This window comes from Aquitalea sp. (assembly GCF_030150775.1).
Classification (GTDB): domain Bacteria; phylum Pseudomonadota; class Gammaproteobacteria; order Burkholderiales; family Chromobacteriaceae; genus Aquitalea; species Aquitalea denitrificans.
Genome location: NZ_JASLFG010000054.1, coordinates 26,838 through 47,656, shown reverse-complemented (window position 1 = coordinate 47,656; position 20,819 = coordinate 26,838). Strand labels below are relative to the sequence as shown.

Here is a 20,819-nt window from a genome sequence, read left to right as displayed (position 1 = left end):
CTTGCTCCTGGCACCCATAACAGCGCCGTTGGCTAGCATGCGTCGGCATGCAATGTCCCTTGTCTCCCGGCGAGATTGCCTTGTTGACTGTCGTTTTCTCACCATGCCACTTTGCCGTTGTTGCTGGGGAAGGTTTTGTCTGTTGACCAACAGGAAAGAGTCAGGGCACTAAAATGGCGGAGCAGAAACAATCTGGCAGTATTAAGGAAAAACCAAAATTGCAGCGGTATGTTGTGCCGTGTATTCATGGCTGTGGTTTAAAATGCAATGGTTAAGAAATTTCCTATGCATTGTTAGGAATTTACATTGTCCTAAAGGATGGGTAATCCACAAGAATGTGCCCAGGAGTTCCATTCCTGTTCTCCCTGCCCACTCTTGCTAGGACTTGCTACCATGAAATCTCTGTTTGCTGCTGCTACTTCGATTGCCTTGTTTGGTGTTGTTCCTTTCTCGCAGGCATCCGCTGCCAACTTGAATGTTCAGGTATATAACCCCGGTGTGAAAGGTATTTTTGCAGTTTCCTCTGAAATAATTTATGGCGATAAAGAAGTTGTGCTGATTGATGCGCAGTTTTCTATTGCCGATGCCAATAATCTGGTGGAAAAAATAAAGGCAACTGGAAAGAAACTGACCACGGTTTATATCAGTCATAGTGATCCGGATTATTATTTTGGTCTGGAGGCTATTAAAAAAGCCTTCCCGGAAGTCCATGTGGTTGCCACGCCTGAAACGGTGGCAGCCATCCGTGCCAGCAAAGATGGCAAACTGGCTTTCTGGGGGCCGATTCTCAAGGAAAATGCACCCAAGCAAGTGTTTACCCCTGACGTGCTGCAAGGCAATTCCTTGACTGTAGATGGTAATAAACTGGAAGTGATGGGCTTGAAAGGTCCAACCCCGGATCGCAGTTATGTGTGGATTCCGTCCATCAAGGCAGTCGTCGGTGGTGTGGTGGTGATGGCTAATCAGCATGTCTGGATTGCCGATACCCAGACTGAGAAATCTCGACAGGATTGGCTGCAAACCCTGGCGGATATCGAAGCGCTCAAGCCAGCAATGGTGGTGCCGGGGCATTATATGCTGAATAAAGATGGCAGTCAGCCGTTTACTATTAAGTCCGTGCAGTTTACCCGTGATTATCTCAAAGCATTTGATAAAGAGGCAAACATAAGCAAAGACGCCGCTGAATTGATTTCAGCCATGAAAAAGCTATATCCGGGTCTGGCGGGTGACAGTCTGCTTGAGATGAGTGCCAAGGTAATCAAAGGTGAAATGCAGTGGCCGGCGGCGGAAGCAAAGCCTGCTTATCCGGCAGCTGGTAAAAAGGTGGCAGTCAGTTTTGGCGAAACCACTTTCGAACTGAATTTCCATGATGACAAGTCGATGAGCTATGTCGGGACTGCCGGCATGTTCAAGGGCATGGGGGATGATGTGCAATACACCGCGGTGCAGATTCGTCCGCAGGTTTTCATGGTGTACTGGCATGAACCCAAGACCGGTTCCAATGTGGTCCATGTCCAGGACTTCGAAAGCGGTATTGTCTATACCAATATTGCGCAAACGGATGGCCAGTTCTTGCACATGGATGGCAGATTGGCCGTGCAGAACGGATAAGATCGAGCAAGTAAAAAAACGGCAACCCGCGGGTTGCCGTTTTTGCTGCCTGCACCGAGGCAATGATTACTTGTTCAGGTGCGGCGCGATGGTAGCCAGCAGCTGGGCCAGCACCTTGGGGTTGGCGGCCACGATGTCACCGGACTCCATCCATTCCTGCTCACCGGTCAGGTCGGTGACGATGCCACCGGCTTCCTGCACGATCAGGCTGCCCGCGGCGATGTCCCACGGCTTCAGGTTCATTTCCCAGAAACCGTCCACGCGGCCGCAAGCCACATTGCACAGGTCAAGCGAGGCAGCGCCTTCGCGACGTACACCGGCCGTCTTGCCCAGCACGTCTTTGAGCATGCCCAGATACTGGTCGATATAGCTTTGGTCGGATACCGGGAAACCGGTGGCGATCACGCATTCATTCATCATGAAGCGCTTGGAAACACGGATGCGGCGGTCGTTGAGGAAAGCGCCAACACCGCGCGAGGCGGTAAACAGATCGTTACGGCTAGGGTCGTACACCACGGCCTGCTGCACCTGGCCCTTGTGCGCCAGGGCGATGGAAATGGCGTATTGCTGGTGGCCGTGCAGGAAGTTGGTGGTGCCGTCGATGGGGTCGATGATCCATTCGTACTCGGAGGAGCCCACGCCTTTGGCACCGGACTCTTCTGCTAGAATGGCGTGCTTGGGATACGCCTCGAGAATCATGTCCACGATGGCCTGTTCGGCAGCGCGGTCCACGTCGGTCACAAAGTCATTGTGCTTTTTCTTCTCAACACGAATGGTATCGAGGTTAAGCGACGCACGCTGGATTACACTGCCAGCACGGCGGGCGGCTTTAACCGCGATATTGAGCATCGGATGCATTGACGGCCTCTAGAACTTGAATGCAGATGCCAGCCTGCATGGCTCGACATCTGACAGTAACAATCTGGGTTAAGGAACAAAAAAAGCCGGCGCGGACGCGCGGGCTTTTTGATATGCCCGACATTTTAATGTGAAACTGCTGATGAATAAACCCCAAGTACCTGATTTTCTGAAAAACATTCGCGTTGTGTTGGCCAGACCCAACCATCCGGGCAACATCGGCTCCGCCGCACGAGCGATGAAAACCATGGGGCTGACCCGCCTTTATCTGGTTGAACCCAAGGTGTTTCCCAGCGATGAGGCCAATGCGCTGGCATCCGGCGCGGTTGACGTGCTGGAGAGCGCTACCGTGGTGGCGAGCCTCAGCGAAGCGCTGAGCGACGTCACCGTGGCCTGCGCGCTCACCAGCCGTCGGCGCGAGCTGACCACTCCCTTGTCCACCCCGCGCGAAACCACGCCGGAACTGGTGGCCCGCGCCCGCGATGGCGAGCAGGTGGCGCTGGTATTCGGCAATGAAACCTTCGGCCTGTCCATTGAAGAAGTGGAGCAATGTAACCGGCTGGTGACCATTCCGGGCAACCCGGATTACTTCTCGCTCAATCTGGCGATGGCAGTACAGGTGATGACCTACGAGCTGTTCAGCCACACCGAGGTGGATGTGGAATACCTGCGCCCGGAGAGCGAAACCGCCAGCCTGGGCGAGGTGGAGGGCTTCTGCCAGCATCTGGACCAGACCATGGACGCCATCGGCTATTACCGTCGCCGCAACAGTGAACGGCTGATGCGCCGCATGCGTGCACTGTTCAATCGTTCTGGCATGCTGCGCGATGAGGTGGACATCCTGCGTGGCCTGATGAAACAGATCCAGCGCGTGGCAGACGGCCATGAGCACGACGGCGAGTCCTGAGCGCAGTTTTTATCTGCCCTTCACGCAGCCAGCGCTGCGTGATCTGGCATTCCTGCTAACCGCCCCGGCCCCATGGGATAGTGGCAGCAATCTTTCACCACAGCGGCTGTTGGGCCGGGATGGCCCGGCCTTGCTGGCGGCACTGGAACAGGACCCCGCTCCGCTCAATGCCTGGCTGGCCGCCCAGCCCTGCCGACGCCTGGGCCACTATGCCGAGCGCCTGCTGGCCTTCTGGTTTCAGCTGGCACCACATATCGAGCTGGTGGCAGCTAATTTGCCAGTATCTGATGCTGGTGGCCGTACGGTGGGGGAGTTCGATTTTCTGGTCCGGCTGGATGGCGAACCGCTGCACGTGGAAACCGCCAGCAAATTCTATCTGCAACTTGGGCGTGGCCCGGACACGCTGATTGGCCCCAGCCTGCGTGATGCCTGGCTGCTCAAGGCCGCCAAATTGCAGGCGCAACTGCGTCTGGTGCATCACCCCGCTGCCCGGCGGGTGTTACCTGCGGGCTTTGCCGACTGTGCCAGTCAGGCAAGGCTGGCCGGCTGGTTCTTCTACTCACAGATGTTGGCACCGCAGCCTCCGCTGGCTGCTGATCAGCTGCAAGGCTGGATCAGCCCGGTATGGCAGGACTGGCCCAGTTGCAGTCCGGCCTCGCGCTGGATTTGGCTGCCCCGCTTGCAGTGGCTGGCTCCGGCACGTGTAAGGGACGATACCGTGCGCGAGCAGCACAGCTTGCGTCAGGAGTTGCTGCAGGCGGCGGTGCCGCAGTTGGTGGCAGAACTCCTGCCGGTGGGCGATGGCTACTGGGAAGAAGTGGCGCGCGGCTTTGTGGTACCTAGCGGCTGGCCGGAGCAGGCGGCCTTGCAGCAGCTGTTGGCCAGCATGGCCGGGTGCAGCCTCGGATGAAACAGTTGCTGATTGTGCATGCCAGCCAGACTGGCCATACCTTGCAGTTGGTCGAGGCCTTTTGTCGCCCCTTGCTTGTTCTGTCGACGGAGTTGCAGTTGTGCCGCATGCCGGCACAAGAGGCCACGCTGGACGACTTGCTGAGTGCGGACGGCATTGTGCTGGCAACGCCGGAAAATTTCGGCTATATGGCTGGCAAAATGAAGGATTTTTTCGACCGGACTTTTTACCCGGCACAGGGGCTGACCGCGGGCCTGCCCTATTTGATGCTGGTGTCGGCGGGGACGGATGGACAGGGCGCGATCCAGTCCATGCGCCGTATTGCTACCGGGTATGGCTGGAAAGAAGTATTACCGCCGGTGCTGGCCTGCGGTGAAGTCACGGCGGAGCATCTGGCGGCCGCAGAGCAGCAGGGGGAATACCTGGCTGCCGGTATGCTGATTGGCCGCTGGTAGGCTCAGTTAGCGCACCGTCGCCAAAAGGTGTAGGTCTTCCGGTGAATGGTCGATTCTTGCCCGAAGGGGCAAGATGCAAAAAGGGCGATGCGCCGCTTGCCGCAGCCATCGCCCCTGGAGTGAAGTGCCTGCTTACACGCCGTTGGCGTGGGTGCAGCCGGAAATCAGGTCTTTCAGCGCATCTGCCTTGATCAGCTGGATGTGCTTGTGGTCTACGCTCAGCCAACCTTGCTGCTGGAATTTCGACAGGGTACGGCTGACGGTTTCCAGCTTGAGGCCAAGGAAGCTGCCGATTTCTTCACGGCTCATGCGCAGAATGAAGTCATTGGCAGCAAAACCACGGGTAGACAGGCGCTGTGACAGATTCAGCAGGAAGGCAGCCAGACGTTCTTCTGCCTTCATGTTGCCAAGCAGCAGCATGACGTTCTGGTCACGCACGATTTCGCGGCTCATCAAGCGGAAAAAGTGATGCTGCAGGCTGGGGATGTCACGGCCCAGGCTTTCCATGCGGCCAAATGGCAGTTCGCATACTTCGCTGTCTTCCAGCGCGATGGCATCGCAACCGTGGACGTTGGAGGAAATACCGTCCAGGCCCATGAGTTCGCCGGACATCAAAAAGCCGGTAACCTGCTCGCGGCCATCCTGGCTGGCGACGCTGGTCTTGAAGAATCCGGTGCGCACGGCAAACAGCGATTTGAATGCCTCGCCGCTGCGGAACAGGTACTCGCCACGCTTGAGGCGGCGGCTCTGACGGATCACGGCATCCAGCTGTGTCATTTCGTCGCGGTTCAGCCCGATGGGCAGGCAGAGTTCGCGCAGGCTGCAGTTGGAGCAGGACACCTTCAGTGCGTGCAGAGTGTGTTGGTTTTGGTCTGACATCGAGTGTTTTGTACAACCCTGTAAAGAAGCTTGACCCTTGTCAAAGCGGAATTCACACGTTTTCCGCAAATTTACCAGTCCACCTGACGTTTGACTATCAATACCCGACGACATGCACACCACCCATCCGTTTTCGCCTACCCACTGTGAGTTCGACCGAGAGTTGATCGAACGTCTTGATGGCTCAGGCCCAAGATACACTTCTTACCCGACCGCAGACCGGTTTACCCCGGCGTTTGGCGAGAAGGACTATAAACACTGGCTGAAGCAACGCCACCTGGGCATGCATCAGAACGCAATATCATTGTACGTTCACATCCCGTTCTGCAACACGGTTTGTTACTACTGCGGCTGTAACAAAATCATCACCAAGGACAAAACCCGCGCCGACCGCTATCTCGACTATCTGGAAAAAGAGATCAAGCTGGTTGCCGCCTCCCTTGGCTGTCGGGAAAAACTCATCCAGCTGCACTTTGGTGGCGGCACGCCGACCTTCCTGTCCGACGAGCAGTTGGACCGGTTGATGACAATGCTGCGTGCGCACTTCGATTTTTTGCCGGAGGGAGAATATTCCATCGAGATCGACCCGCGCAAGGTCGGTCGCGAGACCGTGCATCATCTGGCGCGCCTGGGTTTCAACCGCATGAGCGTGGGCATCCAGGACTTCGATCCGCAGGTGCAGCAGGCGGTAAACCGGGTGCAGAGCGAGGAGGAAACGGTAGCGGTGATAGAAGCAGCGCGCGAGGCCGGTTTCAAGTCGGTCAGCGTTGATCTGATCTATGGCCTGCCGCTGCAGACGCGTGAATCACTCAAACGCACGCTGGACAAGGTGATTGCCATTGGTCCGGACCGGCTGGCGCTGTACAACTATGCCCACCTGCCCACCGTATTCATGCCGCAGCGGCGTATCAACGAAGCTGATCTGCCGCTGCCCAGCACCAAGCTGGATATCCTGCAGGACGCGGTTAAGAGCCTTGCCGATGCCGGCTATGTCTTTATCGGTATGGACCACTTTGCCAAGCCGGAGGACGATCTGGCCATTGCGCTGCGTCAGGCCCGTCTGCAGCGTAATTTCCAGGGCTATTCCACCCATGCCGATTGCGACATGATCGGCCTTGGCGTGTCTTCCATCGGCAAGGTTGGCCCCTGTTACAGCCAGAACGAAAAAGACGTGGACAGCTATTACGCAGCGCTTGATGAAGGCCGGCTGCCGGTGATGCGCGGCATGGTGCTGGATCAGGACGACATCCTGCGCCGTGGCATCATCCAGGCGCTGATGTGTCGTTTCTCCTTGTCGGTAGAGGCGATCGAACAGGTGCACGGCATCAATTTCGCCGATTATTTTGCCGCCGAGCTGCCTGCCATCCGCGAGTTCCACAAGCAGGGTCTGCTGACTTTTGATGGTGACTTCCTGATGGTTGAGCCCAAGGGACGCTTCCTGATCCGCAATATCGCCATGCTGTTTGACCGTCACCTGCGAGAACGTGAGACCAAGGCACGATATTCGAAGACAATTTGATGTATTGATCCCTGTTTTCCAAGGGGAATCCCTTAAAAAAACAGGGAAAAAAGCCCGCTTTTAGCGGGCTTTTTGTTTGAAAAGTGATGGTTTTTTACAACACATTACGATTGATGATCAGCGTCATCCTCAGGGCTAGGCTCCACTTGCAGCCCTTTGGGCTGGCGATGCAGGCGAATGATGGCCTCGCCGGTGGGGCTGGCCATGATGTTACGCAGGGTGTAACTGTCCAGGGTGCTGAAAAATGCCTGCATTCCAACATCCAGCAGTGCCTTCAACTGGCAGTCCTGCCGTAGCGCACAAGGCGGCTCGGCGCAGTCGATCAGTGGAGCATTGCCTTCGAGCACCCGGATGATTTGCCCCAGGCGGTAATGCTCGGGCGGCTGGGCCAGCGCCAGCCCGCCACCCTTGCCGCGGCTGTTGTTCAGCCAGCCTTGCTGGCCCATGAAATGCACCACCTTCACCAGATGATTGCGCGACACGGCAAAGCGTTCGGCAATCTCGCTGATGGTGACCGGCTGGGCGCGGTCGCGGTGCGTCAGATACATCAGCACGCGCAGGCCAAGATCGGTAAATCGGTTCAGTTGCATTGGGCGGGAAGGCGGGGTGGACAGTGCCGCGCAGGATACTCCGCACGGCGCTGCCTCACAATGCGCGATGACAAACAAACTACGAGCAGGCGGTAGGCCGCTGGCAGCCGCCCGTCAGGACGGCCAGACCAGTTGCGGTGCGCCTTTCCTAATCGGCCGCGATGGCGTTGGAGCCGAACACTTCCATATGAATGCGGTCGGCCAGGACACCGGCATCACGCAGCTGGCGTCGTTGTTGCTGCATGAAAGCAACCGGACCGCACAGGTAGTAGTCGGCATCCTGCTGCAGCGCATGCGCCTGAATGGCGGCGGCATCAATACGGCCAGCCTGATCGAAATCCTTGCCGGCTTTTTCGCTGGCCGATGGTGTTTCATAGAACACGGCCTGTTGCAGCTGCGGGTAGCGCTGCACCAGCGCGCTGACCTCCTGTTTCATGGCATGTACCTGGCCATGACGCGCGGCGTGCAGGTAGCGGATGGGACGCTGGCTACCGCTTTCCACCAGATGCTTGAGCATGGACAGCAGCGGAGTCTGGCCTACTCCGGCGCTGATCAGCACCACCGGGGTATCGCGATCCTGATGCAGCACGAAGTCACCGAACGGCGGCGAAACCTGCAAGATGTCGTCCTCTTGCAATGCCGTGTGTAATTGACCTGACACCTTGCCCGCCGGTGCATCACCCTGGGCAACTTCACGTTTTACCGAAATGCGCAGCCAGTCCTTGCCGGGTGCATCAGACAGGCTGTATTGACGCGGTTGACTCAGGCCCCACTCGGGAATGAAGCGCTGTACCGATACATACTGGCCCGGCTGGAAGTCGGGCAGGGCACCACCATCGGCTGCCTGCAGGTAAAACGAGGTGATCTCCGTGCTTTCCTGCTGTTTTTTCACCACACGGAACGGACGCCAGCCGCTCCAGCCGCCTGGCTGGGTGGCTGCGCGCTGATACAGGCTGCTTTCCAGATTGATCAGCAGGTCAGCCAGTTGCTGATAGGCTGCAGCCCAGGCATCCAGCAGGCTGTCCGGGGCGGCTTCTTCACCCAGCACTTCGCGGATGGAGGCCAGCAGATGCTTGCCGACGATGGGGTAGTGCTCGGCACGGATACCCAGGCTGACATGTTTGTGCGCCACGCGTTCCAGCACCGGCAGCAGTACTTCGGGGGCGTCGATGTGCTCGGCATAGGCAGCCACGGCCATGGCCAGTGCCTGCTGCTGTTGGCCGGCATGCTGGTGCCCCTGATTGAAGATGTTTTTCAGTTCCGGATTGTGTTGGAACATGCGCTGGTAGAAGTGGCTGGTTAGCAGCACACCATGCTGTTTCAGGATGGGGGCGGTGGATTTGACGAGCTGGCGGATTTCGCTACTGAGCATGGTGGATCCTTAAGGTGTGTGTTAAATACATTTTATTGGGCGAGTTTGAAGTCTCGACACAACGCGTTTGGGAAAATTAAAGTGTATTTGCAATACATTTTATACGGAGTAATACCACACCGGCAAGTACTGCTTATTAACCATAAAAGGGAGATGGATTTGCTTGTTGCGATGCGAAATGGTGGCGCTATAAACAAACAATACGTTTTACCGAATGACCGCTGTTTTGCTTGTTGCCAAGGAGTTTTGCATGCTTCGCTACTGTTCACGCCGGATGCAGCGTTTGAGCTACCCCACCCGTTTTGCCCTGATTGGGGCCGTATTTGTTGTTGCGCTGGCATATCTCACCTACGGCTTGTACCGCAGCAATCAGGACAGCGTGGATTTTTCCAGCAAGGAGCGCGTGGGCGTGCAGTATCTGCAGCCAGCCATGTCCTTGCTGCTGGCTCTTGAGCAAGCACAGACCGCAGCTGACAGCGGAGGGAAGGTGTCCGACGCCTTGCAACAGCAATGGCAGGCGCTGCAGCAGACACATACCGCATTGAATGCGCAGTTACAGCTTGATGCGGGCTGGTCGGCCCTGGATGCTTCCTGGAAGAAGCTGCAGGCTGCGCCGCAGCCAGCAAACTATCAAGCCATGGCCAACAGCCTGGTAGACCTGAGCGGCATGGCCAGCGACCAGTCCAATCTGACGCTGGACCCGGACATTGATACCTTCTACCTGATGGATATCCTGACCGTGCAGTGGCCTGTCTGGCTGACCCGCACCACACAGGCCAACGGCCTGCTGCAAGTATCCGCAGGGCAGCCGCTGCCTGCCGCCGCCAGGGACAAAGCTCTGGGACTGGCTCCGCAAATCAGCGAGAGCTTGCAGAACATGCAGCATGATCTGGCAAAGGCCGTGGAGTATAACGCCACGCTGAAATCCGGCTTTGCCGGCCTGGATGAGAAACTGGCGGCACAAACCAGGGCAAATGCGGGTGAACTGGCCAAGGCCATCGGTGGGCAGCCCTACCGCCCAGCTGGTCTGCAGGCCGCGAGCCTGGACGTGGCGGGGCAATTCCAGCAACTGGCCTTGAGTCGTCTGGACAGCCTGCTGGATGCGCGGATTGCTCGCATCCAGTGGCAGAGGAATGTGTACCTGATCTGTGCTGGTCTGGCCTTGCTGGTAACAACTGCCTTGTTCATCACGCTGTACATGTCGATTACCGCACAACTGGGTGGTGAGCCATTCTATGTACAGGAAGTGGTGGCGCAGATTGCTGCCGGACGGCTGGATACCAGCATTACCTTGCTGGCGAATGACGACTCCAGCCTGCTGGCGGCCATCCGCCAGATGCGCAACCAGTTGCGCGATACGGTCAGCCAACTGGTGCAGACATCGCAGCAACTGGATGGTGCTGCTCATGATGTTGCCGAGGGAGCCAGCCTGGTGGCCAGCAGCAGCGATCGCCAGTCCGAGGCGGCCTCCAGCATGGCCGCTGCGGTGGAGCAACTGAGCACCAGCCTGTCGATGAGTGCCGAACGTTCGGTGGAAGCCAACGCTCTGTCGCGCTCGGCGGTGGACGAATCAGGTAGTGGTACCCAGGTTATCCAGGGTGCCGGGCGCAGCATGCAGAGCATTGTGCGTGAAATCTCGACCATATCGGAAACCATCCAGGAACTGGGAAGACAGTCGGAATCGATTGTCAGCATTGTGGATGTGATTCGAGATGTGGCGGATCAGACCAATCTGCTGGCCCTTAATGCCGCCATCGAGGCTGCACGGGCCGGTGAGCAGGGACGCGGCTTTGCCGTGGTGGCCGACGAAGTACGCAAGCTGGCAGAGCGCACCGCCAACTCCACCACCGAAATCGGCGGGATCGTGCAGCAAATCCAGCACACAGCACGGCAGGCGGCGGGCAATATGCAAAGCGGCATGCAAACGGTGGAAGCCGGCCAGCAACATGCCCAGGATGCGGGCGCTGCCATTGTTTCCATCCAGCAGCAGATTGATCAGGTACAGCAGGCGGTGGCAGAAATCCAGATGGCTTTGAACGAACAGAGCCATACCAGCCAGGTACTGGCCAAGAATGTGGAGCAGGTGGCACAGATGTCGGAGGAAAACAGCCGGGCAATGAAGGGGACGGCAGAAACGGTGGGACAGTTGAAGGGCTTGTCCGAACAGCTGAGTGTGCTGGCCAGGCGTTTTACCGTGTGATCAGGCCGGGCTGAACAAAGTGAAAGGCCGCTGGGAAGCGGCCTTTGTCATGGTGGGCTGGCGAGAAAAACTGCCGGGTACATCATCCTCCCGGGTGGATTCAGCAGCCTGGGTTGGCAGGTGCTGATCGACCCAGTCCAGATCATCCAGTTCGGCCAACATGGCCTGACGGGCATTCTGGCGCTGCCCGGAGCGGCTGCTGCGGTGGGCGCCGCCCTTTTTCAGCAAGGGTGAGCAGGCGTAGGGATTACGCGGTTTCAGGGTGTGCATTTTCAATCTCCATGAAGACGGCTGCGGTGCAGCCGCTAAACCCCTTCTCGCTTTCATTTAAGAAAGAGAGGCCCCCTTACAGGGTAAGGGCGGGGGGATAGGGAATAGATGGAAAGGCTGTGGAATGAGTCACTTCATCGAAAGGCCCGGCTTTGCCGGGTCCGGTGACATCGTACCAAATCACTTTGTCAGCAGCCTGAACAGCCGCTGCATGGCATTGTAGAAAGTGCGGCGGCGCAGTCAAGCGCCGCATCATCCTTCCACCTTCCACGACATCCCTCAAAATCAATGGGCGGCAGGCGTGCTGGCAGTCGGCCAGGGGAAATCCTCCGTACCCATCAGCCGTACCGGCTGTTTGCCAGCGGTAAAGTAAGCAGCCTGTGAGCGCGGCAGCGGCGTGCGGCCGCGAATGGCATCGGCCAGCTTCTCCGCCATCATGATGACCGGCGCATTGAGGTTGCCGGTGGTGACGCGCGGCATGATGGAGGCATCCACCACGCGCAAGCCCTCCACGCCGTGCACCAGGCCGTCCTTGTCCACCACCGCCATGTCGTCGTAGCCCATCTTGCAGGTACAGGACGGGTGCAGCGCGGTTTCGGCATGTTCGCGCACGAAGGCATCGATTTCGGCATCGCTCTGAATCTTCATGCCCGGCTTGATTTCCTCGCCACGGAATTCGTCAAACGCCTGCTGGGCGATGATTTCCCGTGTCAGCCTTACCCCGGCGCGGAACTCCTGCCAGTCCACCGCATGCGCCATGTAATTGAACTGCAGCAAGGGTTTGACGCGCGGGTCGCGGCTGGCCAGCCGCACAAAACCGGTGCTGGGCGAGCGCATGGAGCCGACATGGCACTGGAAGCCGTGTGCCTTTACCGGATTGCTGCCGTCGTAATTCATCGCCAGCGGAATGAAGTGGTATTGCAGGTTGGGCCAGGCAAACTCGGTGCTACTGCGGATGAAACCACCGGCCTCGAAATGGTTGGTGGCACCCAGGCCGGTGCCGTTCAGATACCACTCCACGCCGATGGGCGGCTTGTTCCACCATTGCAGCGCCGGGTAGATGGAAACCGGCTTGGTGCAATGGTATTGCAAATACATTTCCAGATGGTCTTGCAGGTTCTCGCCCACGCCGGGCAGGTGTACCACGCTGCTGATGCCATGTTGCTTGAGCTGGTCGGCATTGCCCACGCCGGAGCGCTGCAACAGCTGCGGGCTGGCAATGGCACCGTTACAGACGATGACTTCGCGCCGCGCTTCGGCCTGATGCAGGGTTCCGCCTTGCAAATAGCTCACGCCCACCGCACGGTTGCCGGCAAAGCGGATCTGGTCGGCCAGTGCACGGGTTTTTACCGTGAGATTGGCGCGGGTGCGCGCCTGGTCCAGATAGGCCAGCGAGGTACTGCAGCGGCGGCCGGATGGCGTGGTGGTGCGGTCCATCGGCCCGAAGCCTTCCTGGCGGTAGCCGTTGAGGTCGTCGGTTCGCGGGTAACCGGCCTGCTCGCCTGCTGCAATAAAGGCCTGATACAGCGGGTTGTTGTCCGGCCGTGGCGTGGTGACATGCAGCGGGCCAGCGGCACCGTGGAAGTCATTGGCACCCTTGTCGTAGCTTTCCGCCTTGCGGAAATAGGGCAGGCAGTCCAGATAGCTCCAGTTTTCCAGCTCCGCGTTTTCCGCCCAGCCGTCAAAGTCCAGCGCATTGCCGCGGATGTACACCATGCCGTTGATCAGCGACGAACCACCCAGCCCCATGCCCCGGCCCTGGGTCATGATGCGGTTGCCCATGTGGGGTTCCGGCAGCGTGGTGTAGGCCCAGTTATAGGTGGTGCCTTGCAGCGGGTAGGCCAGCGCCGCCGGCATCTGGGTGCGCCAGTCCAGCCGCCAGTCCGGCCCGCCGGCTTCCAGCAGCAGCACGCTGACATCGGCATCTTCGGTGAGGCGGGCAGCCAGCACACAACCGGCAGAACCGGCCCCGACGATGATGTAATCGAACTGTTGCGACATGGGTGCTCCTTGCTACGGATGGTTCAGACAAGACAAGGGCAGGCCGTGAGGTCTGCCGTTATCGTGTGGATGACAGGGTGAGCCGCCTGGCGCGGCTGACAAGCGCGCAGCGTCTCTGCGGAAACGCTGCAACAGGAATTCTGCTGGCAGCACTCAGGCGTAAGGACTGGCCACCCCGGTCAGCTCCACATACACGCTCTTGCGCTGGGTGTAGCAGTCGATGGCGGTAAGGCTGTTTTCATAGCCCAGGCCGGATTCCTTGTAGCCACCAAACGGCATTTCAATCGGCGTGATGTTGTAGTTGTTGATCCAGCACACCCCGGCTTGCAGCTTGGCCACCACGCGGTGGGCGCGTGCCAGGTCGCGGGTGAATACCCCCGCCGCCAGCCCCAGCCGGGTGGCATTGGCCCGCTGGATCACTTCCGCCTCGTCGTCGAACACCAGTACCGACATCACCGGGCCAAAGATTTCCTCGCTGACAATGCGCATGTCGTCGCGGCACTGGTCGAAAATGGTGGGGGCAATAAACCAGCCTGCCTCGCAACCCGGCACAATCACGCGCTGGCCACCGGCGGCCAGCACCGCACCTTCGCTCTGGCCGATGTCGATGTACTTGAGCACGCTTTGCGCATGGCTGGGCGAAACCTGTGCGCCCACCTGGGTGTCCGGGTGCATCGGGTCGCCAATCTTCAACAGCGCGGTGCGTTCTTTCAGACGCTGCATGAAGGCGGCGTGAATGCTGCGCGCCACGAACACGCGGGTGCCGTTGGTGCAGATTTCGCCCTGGGTGTAGAAGTTGGCCAGCATGGCGGCGGACACCGCCTGTTCGATGTCGGCATCGTCAAAGATGATCAGTGGCGACTTGCCGCCCAGCTCCATGGTGACGCGCTTGAGCGTGCCTGCCGCGTCTTTCATGATGGCCTTGCCGGTATCCACCGAGCCGGTAATCGACACCTTGGCCACGCGTTCGTCGGCAATCAGCTGGCGCGCTACCGACGAGCTGCCCTGAATCACGTTGAACACGCCATCCGGCACCCCGGCTTCGCTGTAGATTTCCGCCAGCAGGGCCGCGCTCATCGGCGTCATGCCCGACGGCTTGTAAATCATGGCATTGCCACAGGCCAGCGCCGGGGCGGATTTCCAGCAGGCAATCTGGATGGGGTAGTTCCACGCGCCAATGCCCAGGCACACGCCCAAGGGCTCGCGCCGGGTATAGGCAAACGCCCCTTTCAGCGGGAAATGTTCGCCGTGAATCCCGGCGGCCATGCCGGCGAAGTATTCGATGCAGTCCGCGCCGGACAGCACATCCACCACCTCGGCTTCCTGGATGGGCTTGCCGTTGTCGCGCACTTCCAGCTCGGCCAGTTCGCGGTTGCGCGCACGTAGAATGCCCACCGCCTTGTTCATGATGCGGCCGCGCTCGGCACCGGTCATCTCGCTCCACACCGCAAAACCGGCCTCGGCGCTCTTGACCGCCAGTTCGGCCTCGGCCGCGCCAGCCTGCTGCACCTTGCACAGCAGTTCGCCATTGGCCGGGTTGAAGTTGTCGGCCAGCGGCAGGGCCGGATTATCGATATAGCGACCGCCGATATAGCTTTTCAGGATGCCATCTTGCACGTTGTCTTCCTTGTGTTCTGGGTGGGGCATTGCCCGTGATGCCGCTCATTGAGCCACGACGGCAGACGCCTTGCGTGTCAAAAGCCGACATGGGGGCCAATTGTGGCGACATGACAGGGGGATTATGGGCATCCATCCTGCCTGGGTGGCTGGCGGACTGCCAATGTTTTTCCAGGCGGTGCTGGCCAAGCAGGGGCCGGTACTCCTGCGCGGGCTGGCGCATTATCGAGATTATTCAGAGGTTATTTGTGAAAAATCTTTTGATAATCAATATATTGTGAGTATTCGTAAAAATTTGATCATATATTCTGGGTAGAGCCAGCCCTGATAAAACCGTGAGGCAGGCTTACCACCAGGAGGCAGCATGATCAGACTATTTTTGATATTGGTAACACTGTGTTGGTTGACTGGCGCAGCAGCAAACTGTGCACCCTGGAATGCCACGGGCCTGAGTTTTTTTACCATCAATTTTCCACAAGGGACGACACCGATTGTTGTGCCGGAAAACCAAGCCATTTTCACACCTTTGGGTGGTTGGTCACCTACAGTAGCGGTGGGGGGACCGCGTGGTATGGCTGCCTGTGCCCAATTGCAGCTGGACGACTCTAATAGTCAGCCGGTCAGGGTGATGCTGAGCAGCGGGCTGGGTGGACTACCGGTTGGCAACTACAGCGAAGGCGGTGTCACCTACCCGGTGTATCCGGCTTTTGTTGGTTCGGAAGTGGGCTATGTGCTGCGTTACAGCCTGGGTGGGGCTGCCCCTCTTGTTGTGGGTGGCGCGGAAGCCAGCTTTACCCCAGCCCCCAGGCAAACCACGATTGACGGCTATATCTCTGCCAGATTTATCAAGATCAGCCCCCGTATGTCTAACTACTACGTTCCTGCACTATCCCTGCCTATTCAGGTCAATATCACCGCGCAGTCGGTAGGTGGCGGGGATGAAACCATCATAGCGAGTACATCTATCAATACCAGTGGACTTTTTATACAACGTCGTACTTGTGATACCGCCATGCATGGCTCTTCAGTCAACTTGCCCACTATTTCCAGCCTCAGCCTGCCCGTCAGTGGCAGTACTGCCGGTAGAACTTATTTTTCTTTTTCGTTTAACTGCCCCGTTTTGCCGGAGGCCAATATCTACGTTACTTTCACTGACAACACTAATCAGGGCAATACCAGCAATATTCTCAGCCTTGGGCCGGAATCCAGTGCACAGGGTGTCGGTTTGCAGATATTGCATAATTTGCAACCGGTGCGCTTTGGTCCCGATTCCAGCGAAGCAGGTAATACCAATCAGCTGTGGTTAGCCAATATGAGCGGTGGCTACCAAACTTTCCGCTTTTATGTGGAATATATCCGTGTCAGTAATCAGCCAGTGAGTGCCGGAAACGTGATTGCACGTACCACCTTTACCATGAGTTATCAGTAGGTATGTTGATGAATAGGTAAATTCACGATTTTCCATTTTTAAACCAATAATTTATTACGTTAAATACCACTTCTATCGGGAGCTTGGCCGGTGTGCTGTTTATCCAGCCATTGCGCATGATTTGGACAAGGGGCTGCCGATAAGCCAATTGTGGAGCCGATTTGACACCAAAATATATCCGCAAACATTAATGCCATGTGTTAACGCTGTGGGGGAGCTCGCCCTGCTTGCGCCGCCTCCGCCCGCCACGCTTGTTTTTCCATGCGTTTGGCCAATTGCTGGTAACAGGCACTGGCCAGGCGCAGTAGCTCGCCATTGTTGCAGGCCAGCCCGTCCGGCCCGGCAATGTGTTGTGCCAGTGCCTGCAAGGACGTTGCGCTGCTGTTGAGTGCCACCAGTCGGCCATGGGCATGGCGGCGCGGGTGGCTGGCAGTGTAGTTGAGTGTCAGCAGCCAGTGGCTGTGCTGCCAGTTGCTGCCGTGTTCCAGCACCGCTTTGAGTACGGCATGGCTGATCTGCTGTCCGGCCTCGGCCGCCATGGCCAGCGCCTGTTCCCAGCGCGGGGCATCGGGTGGCAGTTGCTGCAGGGCAGGCAGTACCTGTTGTTGCAGCCAGCGTTGCAGTTGGCGGGCGGCAGGGCGTTTGCTTTGTTGCAGTGCGCGTTGCAAGGCAGTTTCTGGCCAGCCGCATTGCGGGCTGTCGTGTTGCGGCAGGGTGAGGGCGCAGCCGGGGTATTCGGCCAGTTGCTGTTGCAGCTGGTGGCGCAGGCGGGGTGGAGAGAGGGCGAGGATGTCGTCCGCCAGCAGGCAGCAGTGGCCGTGGTGGAGCAGCACCCGGACGGGTTTGCCTTGGTAGTACAGCGTCAGGGGCGGGGCCTGGGGGATGTTGGGGTCGGGATGCGTCATGGTTCTGCCCTCCTTTGAACAATGAAGGCTGCCACGCACGCAAGAAAACGCGGGTGGCAGGCCAAAGCGGGGTTGGCGAACCGGCAGCACCACCATTGACCGGCAGACCGTATAGGTCTCCCCGCCTGGCCTGCCATTGGAGGAGACAGACGCAAGCAGAAAAAGCCGCTTTGACACGGCTTTCCCGGTGGGTGCAGATCAGGTCGCCAAACCTGGCTGCGTTTGAACACGCAACGGGACAAGGCTAATCAGCACCACCGGGGACAGCAAGGGTAGAGGGACGGGGAAACACTGGCAAGAGGTGCAGGTAAGGGGCTTGTTTTGATGTCTGCTTCCACGCGGCGGACGGGAAGGAGGGCTTGCCTGGCCAAGCCCTCCTTCACCTCCAAGGCCACCCCGGCAAGCATGGCCTGCGGCTGCCCGACAGGTCCCGTCCGGGGCGAGGCGCGCCTGAACTCGCGATTTGCTAACGTCCAATCGCTCAAACAAAGCAGGCGCTTACTTAACTCGCCCCGGCCACCTGTCGGCATGCTTGACGGGGCAGGTGGGCGCGTTGGTGCGGTAGTTTTCCAGCCGAGAAAATGGATTTATTCGAGAGCGTTTCGCGGTGGATCGCCCCTGCGGGGCATCCACCCTACGGGGTAGGTACGTAGGGCGGAAGCCCCAGCCTGACCGGGGCGTTCCACCGCAAGACATCCATCGCCCAAAAATTTCGAAAGCAGCACAGTCATTTTCTGCCCTGAAACACTTGCATCTGTGCTGATGACGCATGTCGGTGGGATGTCATATCACATTCGCAGTATTTGCTGCTGTAATAACAAAGTTATAACATTGGCTGATGGCGCTGCCTGCGCACATACAAGGAGTAAGTGATGAAAGCCATGCTAAGGAAAATGGGTAACTCGCAGGGAATCATCATCCCCAAGGCGCTGATTACCCAGTTCGGCTTTGACGGCGAAGTCGAAATGACGGTGACGCCAGAAGGGATCATGCTGGCCAAACCCAAAGAACAAGTCCGGGCAGGCTGGGCGGCAGCCAGTCAGGCATTGGCAGAGGCCGGAGACGATGGGCTGGTTTACCCGGAATTTGGCAATGAGGGTGATGAGGCGCTGAAATGGTGAGGCGAGGTGAAGTCTGGCTGATCAATCTTGACCCGACCGTGGGTAGTGAAATACGAAAAACGCGTCCCTGTGTAGTAGTGTCGCCAGCTGAGATGCATGACTATCTGCGCACTGTCATCGTTACACCCATGACTACCGGCAGCAAACCAGCACCATACCGGATACCGCTTACCTTTCAGGGTAAGCAAGGCCTGATTCTGCTGGATCAGATCCGGGTGCTGGACAAGACACGGCTGGTCAAGAAACTAGGTGAGGTGGAGGACGAAACACTGACGGCAACACTGGAAACCTTGCAGGAAGTGTTTGCCATGTGAGTGCTGTGCTAGCCGTCATCTCTTGGCTAGCAGGGCAGGAAAGCCGGTTTGCATGCGCAGCGCGGATGATGTTTTGTGTTTCCGCTTCCGACCCCCTTAGGTCCTGAGGCAAGTATGGCCTGCGGCTGCCCGACAGGTCCTGCCCGGTGCGAGACGCGCCTGAACACGCGATTTGCCAAGGTCAAATCGCTCAGACATTGCAGGCGATTACTTACCTTGCCCCGGTCACTGCCTGGCAAGCTGGTGTCAGGTTTCAGAATTAATGGGTGGTGATATGCACATCCGGAAACCACAGCGCGCTCCAGCGGGCTGTTTTTTCGCTACTCGCCAATAGCCTGGGCGACACCGATACCGGCATGCCAAGCGCTGCGGCCTCATGCAGGGCCGCGCAATTCACCGTGCCATACAGGCGGCTGCCATCCTGATACAACACGCCAATCAGCACGCCGCAACGGGTGCAGAACAGGAAGTCGGCCGTCTGGCTGCCGTGGCGGTATTTGCCCATGCAGGCTGCATCGCGCACGTCCAGCTGCAAGCTGCCATGTGGGTCGGACAGGTAAGACGCCCCGTGTTTGCGGCAGAAGTCGCAATCACATGCCCGGGGGGTGTAGTCGGCCAGCGGCTGGCTTAATTCAAGCTGGAGGTGGATGTTGCCGCAATGGCAGGCTCCGGTCAGTTTATACATGGTTTTCTCCATCACGCATGTGCAGGATCATCTCGCCCGTGGCAGTTCGGCAGACCTGCTTGATTACTTGCCAATCACGCTGCGCATGTATTCATTTACATCACGCAAGTCCTGTACCGTCCAGTTATGAGGTGGCAGTTTGATGCCATTGTCCCTGAGGGTTCTCGGGATCAGATCGCCATTGGGGCGCAGGATGATGGAGGAAACAATCACGCCGGGGTAATCAGTCAGGCGTTTTTTGAACGCCATCGTGGTCAGATCAGGAGTGGCAGGGCTGCTTTTGGAGGCTAATGGCCCACTGCCATTGGCCTGTGGGCCATGACAGATGGCACAGCGGCTTTGATACAGGTTTTTTCCGTTACGTATATCGGCTGCGGCGGATGCGCTCAGTAATAGCAGCATGGCTGCTACCGCCGTCAGTTGTTTGCAGGCTTGCATTGCACAGTCCTTTCCTGGTGTCCTGCCGGTTTGCATGGTGGGGGTGCGCACCCTCAGGGTTTGGCATCCGGTACGAGCAGGAAGGTTTTTCTGTGGCGGGCGTTGCGTTCTTCCACCTCGGCATTTTGCATCAGGGTAGAGGAACGCAGGATGGGCCCGACCACGGCAAACAGCCGTTCGGCATCCGGGCCCTGCAGGTAGAAAAAGCCTTCATTGCCATCCAGATGAAATTCGGTCTCGCCCAGTTCCCCCACACGGGCTCGTTGTATCGCCCGTTGCAGTTTCTTTTCCAGCTGGTGAATCTGTGTGCTGTCTGCGGGATAGAAATCAAAGCGCACGGTGATGGCCAGTGGTGGGCTGGGCTGGGTTGCTGCATGTGCCGTGCCACCAGAGAGCAGGGCTGCAGTTAGCAGGGTGAGCCAAGCATATTTTTTCACAATGGCTGTCATAAAGGTCCGCTTGAGCAACATGAACGCTCGGCTGCATCGCCGTTGACGCGAGCGATTCAGCGCGTCAAAACGCTTAATTTAACACAATGTCATTGCTGGCGTCGGTAGCGCTGGTGGCGAAGCGCAGCATGCTGGAGCGGTCGTGGTCGCTTGCCGTTTGGCAGGTAGCGAGACAAAGAGCTTGTCCAGGAGGCAAACGGCCTGATGGCCGCTGCTCCTGTCATGGTGTGGCATCTGGGTAAGAGATCACTGTTATGGACAGTGCCCAAGGGGGCAAGCCGCTCCGGTT

The 20,819-nt window shown here is 58.2% G+C and carries 21 protein-coding genes; 10 read left to right on the top strand and 11 right to left on the bottom strand.

Annotation, left to right across the window (positions count from 1 at the left end; translation table 11 throughout):
• Positions 1-393: 393 nt before the first annotated feature.
• Positions 394-1,611, top strand: a complete 1,218-nt coding sequence (locus QVF59_RS17995; protein ID WP_287881626.1) for an MBL fold metallo-hydrolase — start codon at positions 394-396, stop codon at positions 1,609-1,611.
• 66 nt (positions 1,612-1,677) lie between these two features.
• Here QVF59_RS17995 and QVF59_RS17990 read toward each other — a convergent pair whose 3' ends face one another.
• Complete coding sequence (locus tag QVF59_RS17990) at positions 1,678-2,469, bottom strand: inositol monophosphatase family protein (RefSeq protein ID WP_159874977.1); 792 nt, start codon at positions 2,467-2,469, stop codon at positions 1,678-1,680.
• A 142-nt stretch (positions 2,470-2,611) separates the two neighbouring features.
• Between QVF59_RS17990 and QVF59_RS17985 the strand changes: the two genes are divergently transcribed.
• From QVF59_RS17985 to QVF59_RS17975, 3 genes are read left to right on the top strand one after another with little or no spacing between them, the layout of a single operon-like run.
• Complete coding sequence (locus QVF59_RS17985; RefSeq protein ID WP_287881624.1) at positions 2,612-3,376, top strand: RNA methyltransferase; 765 nt, start codon at positions 2,612-2,614, stop codon at positions 3,374-3,376.
• Positions 3,354-4,286: a DUF1853 family protein gene (locus QVF59_RS17980; RefSeq protein ID WP_287881622.1), complete on the top strand. Its 933-nt coding sequence runs from the start codon at positions 3,354-3,356 to the stop codon at positions 4,284-4,286. The genes QVF59_RS17985 and QVF59_RS17980 overlap by 23 nt, the downstream gene beginning before the upstream one ends.
• Positions 4,283-4,741, top strand: coding sequence for a flavodoxin family protein (locus tag QVF59_RS17975; protein ID WP_287881620.1), 459 nt, complete (start codon positions 4,283-4,285; stop codon positions 4,739-4,741). The genes QVF59_RS17980 and QVF59_RS17975 overlap by 4 nt, the downstream gene beginning before the upstream one ends.
• A gap of 132 nt (positions 4,742-4,873) precedes the next feature.
• On the opposite strand, the gene fnr is transcribed toward QVF59_RS17975, so the two are convergent.
• A complete protein-coding gene (gene fnr / locus QVF59_RS17970) occupies positions 4,874-5,620 on the bottom strand; it encodes a fumarate/nitrate reduction transcriptional regulator Fnr (protein WP_159874981.1) in 747 nt (248 codons plus the stop codon).
• 112 nt (positions 5,621-5,732) lie between these two features.
• Between fnr and hemN the strand changes: the two genes are divergently transcribed.
• On the top strand, positions 5,733-7,139 hold the full coding sequence (hemN, locus tag QVF59_RS17965; protein ID WP_159874982.1) for an oxygen-independent coproporphyrinogen III oxidase: 1,407 nt from the start codon (positions 5,733-5,735) through the stop codon (positions 7,137-7,139).
• A 104-nt stretch (positions 7,140-7,243) separates the two neighbouring features.
• Here hemN and QVF59_RS17960 read toward each other — a convergent pair whose 3' ends face one another.
• Positions 7,244-7,729, bottom strand: a complete 486-nt coding sequence (locus tag QVF59_RS17960; RefSeq protein WP_287881618.1) for an RrF2 family transcriptional regulator — start codon at positions 7,727-7,729, stop codon at positions 7,244-7,246.
• A 148-nt stretch (positions 7,730-7,877) separates the two neighbouring features.
• Positions 7,878-9,101 carry an NO-inducible flavohemoprotein gene (gene hmpA, locus QVF59_RS17955; protein WP_159874984.1) on the bottom strand — a complete coding sequence of 408 codons (1,224 nt, stop codon included), beginning with the start codon at positions 9,099-9,101 and terminating at the stop codon, positions 7,878-7,880.
• Between the two features lie 250 nt (positions 9,102-9,351).
• On the opposite strand from hmpA, the gene QVF59_RS17950 reads away from it, so the two are divergent.
• Positions 9,352-11,301 carry a methyl-accepting chemotaxis protein gene (locus QVF59_RS17950; RefSeq protein WP_287881616.1) on the top strand — a complete coding sequence of 650 codons (1,950 nt, stop codon included), beginning with the start codon at positions 9,352-9,354 and terminating at the stop codon, positions 11,299-11,301.
• Here the strand turns inward: QVF59_RS17950 and QVF59_RS17945 are convergent, their stop codons facing one another.
• The 3 genes from QVF59_RS17945 to betB all read right to left on the bottom strand — a co-directional run bounded on the left by QVF59_RS17945 (position 11,302) and on the right by betB (position 15,219).
• Positions 11,302-11,571 (bottom strand): hypothetical protein, encoded by a 270-nt coding sequence (locus QVF59_RS17945; protein WP_287881614.1) that lies wholly within the window; start codon positions 11,569-11,571, stop codon positions 11,302-11,304.
• A gap of 285 nt (positions 11,572-11,856) precedes the next feature.
• Positions 11,857-13,572 (bottom strand): choline dehydrogenase, encoded by a 1,716-nt coding sequence (betA, locus tag QVF59_RS17940; RefSeq protein ID WP_287881613.1) that lies wholly within the window; start codon positions 13,570-13,572, stop codon positions 11,857-11,859.
• Positions 13,573-13,725: 153 nt separating this feature from the next.
• Complete coding sequence (betB, locus tag QVF59_RS17935) at positions 13,726-15,219, bottom strand: betaine-aldehyde dehydrogenase (protein ID WP_287881611.1); 1,494 nt, start codon at positions 15,217-15,219, stop codon at positions 13,726-13,728.
• Positions 15,220-15,313: 94 nt separating this feature from the next.
• Between betB and QVF59_RS17930 the strand changes: the two genes are divergently transcribed.
• Together QVF59_RS17930 and QVF59_RS17925 are read left to right on the top strand one after the other, a co-directional pair.
• Positions 15,314-15,505, top strand: a complete 192-nt coding sequence (locus QVF59_RS17930; RefSeq protein WP_287881609.1) for a hypothetical protein — start codon at positions 15,314-15,316, stop codon at positions 15,503-15,505.
• 48 nt (positions 15,506-15,553) lie between these two features.
• Positions 15,554-16,618 (top strand): fimbrial protein, encoded by a 1,065-nt coding sequence (locus QVF59_RS17925; protein ID WP_287881607.1) that lies wholly within the window; start codon positions 15,554-15,556, stop codon positions 16,616-16,618.
• 200 nt (positions 16,619-16,818) lie between these two features.
• Here the strand turns inward: QVF59_RS17925 and QVF59_RS17920 are convergent, their stop codons facing one another.
• On the bottom strand, positions 16,819-17,523 hold the full coding sequence (locus QVF59_RS17920) for a hypothetical protein (protein WP_287881605.1): 705 nt from the start codon (positions 17,521-17,523) through the stop codon (positions 16,819-16,821).
• Positions 17,524-18,395: 872 nt separating this feature from the next.
• Here QVF59_RS17920 and QVF59_RS17915 point away from each other — a divergent pair.
• Complete coding sequence (locus tag QVF59_RS17915) at positions 18,396-18,644, top strand: AbrB/MazE/SpoVT family DNA-binding domain-containing protein (protein ID WP_287881604.1); 249 nt, start codon at positions 18,396-18,398, stop codon at positions 18,642-18,644.
• Positions 18,638-18,958: a type II toxin-antitoxin system PemK/MazF family toxin gene (locus tag QVF59_RS17910; RefSeq protein WP_287881602.1), complete on the top strand. Its 321-nt coding sequence runs from the start codon at positions 18,638-18,640 to the stop codon at positions 18,956-18,958. The genes QVF59_RS17915 and QVF59_RS17910 overlap by 7 nt, the downstream gene beginning before the upstream one ends.
• A gap of 259 nt (positions 18,959-19,217) precedes the next feature.
• On the opposite strand, the gene QVF59_RS17905 is transcribed toward QVF59_RS17910, so the two are convergent.
• From QVF59_RS17905 to QVF59_RS17895, 3 genes are all read right to left on the bottom strand, one after another.
• The gene (locus tag QVF59_RS17905) at positions 19,218-19,643 is read right to left on the bottom strand and encodes a GFA family protein (protein ID WP_287881600.1); all 426 of its coding nucleotides are present in this window, start codon (positions 19,641-19,643) and stop codon (positions 19,218-19,220) included.
• A gap of 63 nt (positions 19,644-19,706) precedes the next feature.
• The gene (locus QVF59_RS17900; RefSeq protein WP_287881598.1) at positions 19,707-20,081 is read right to left on the bottom strand and encodes a c-type cytochrome; all 375 of its coding nucleotides are present in this window, start codon (positions 20,079-20,081) and stop codon (positions 19,707-19,709) included.
• Between the two features lie 53 nt (positions 20,082-20,134).
• A complete protein-coding gene (locus tag QVF59_RS17895) occupies positions 20,135-20,518 on the bottom strand; it encodes a hypothetical protein (RefSeq protein WP_287881596.1) in 384 nt (127 codons plus the stop codon).
• Between the last annotated feature and the right edge of the window lie 301 nt (positions 20,519-20,819).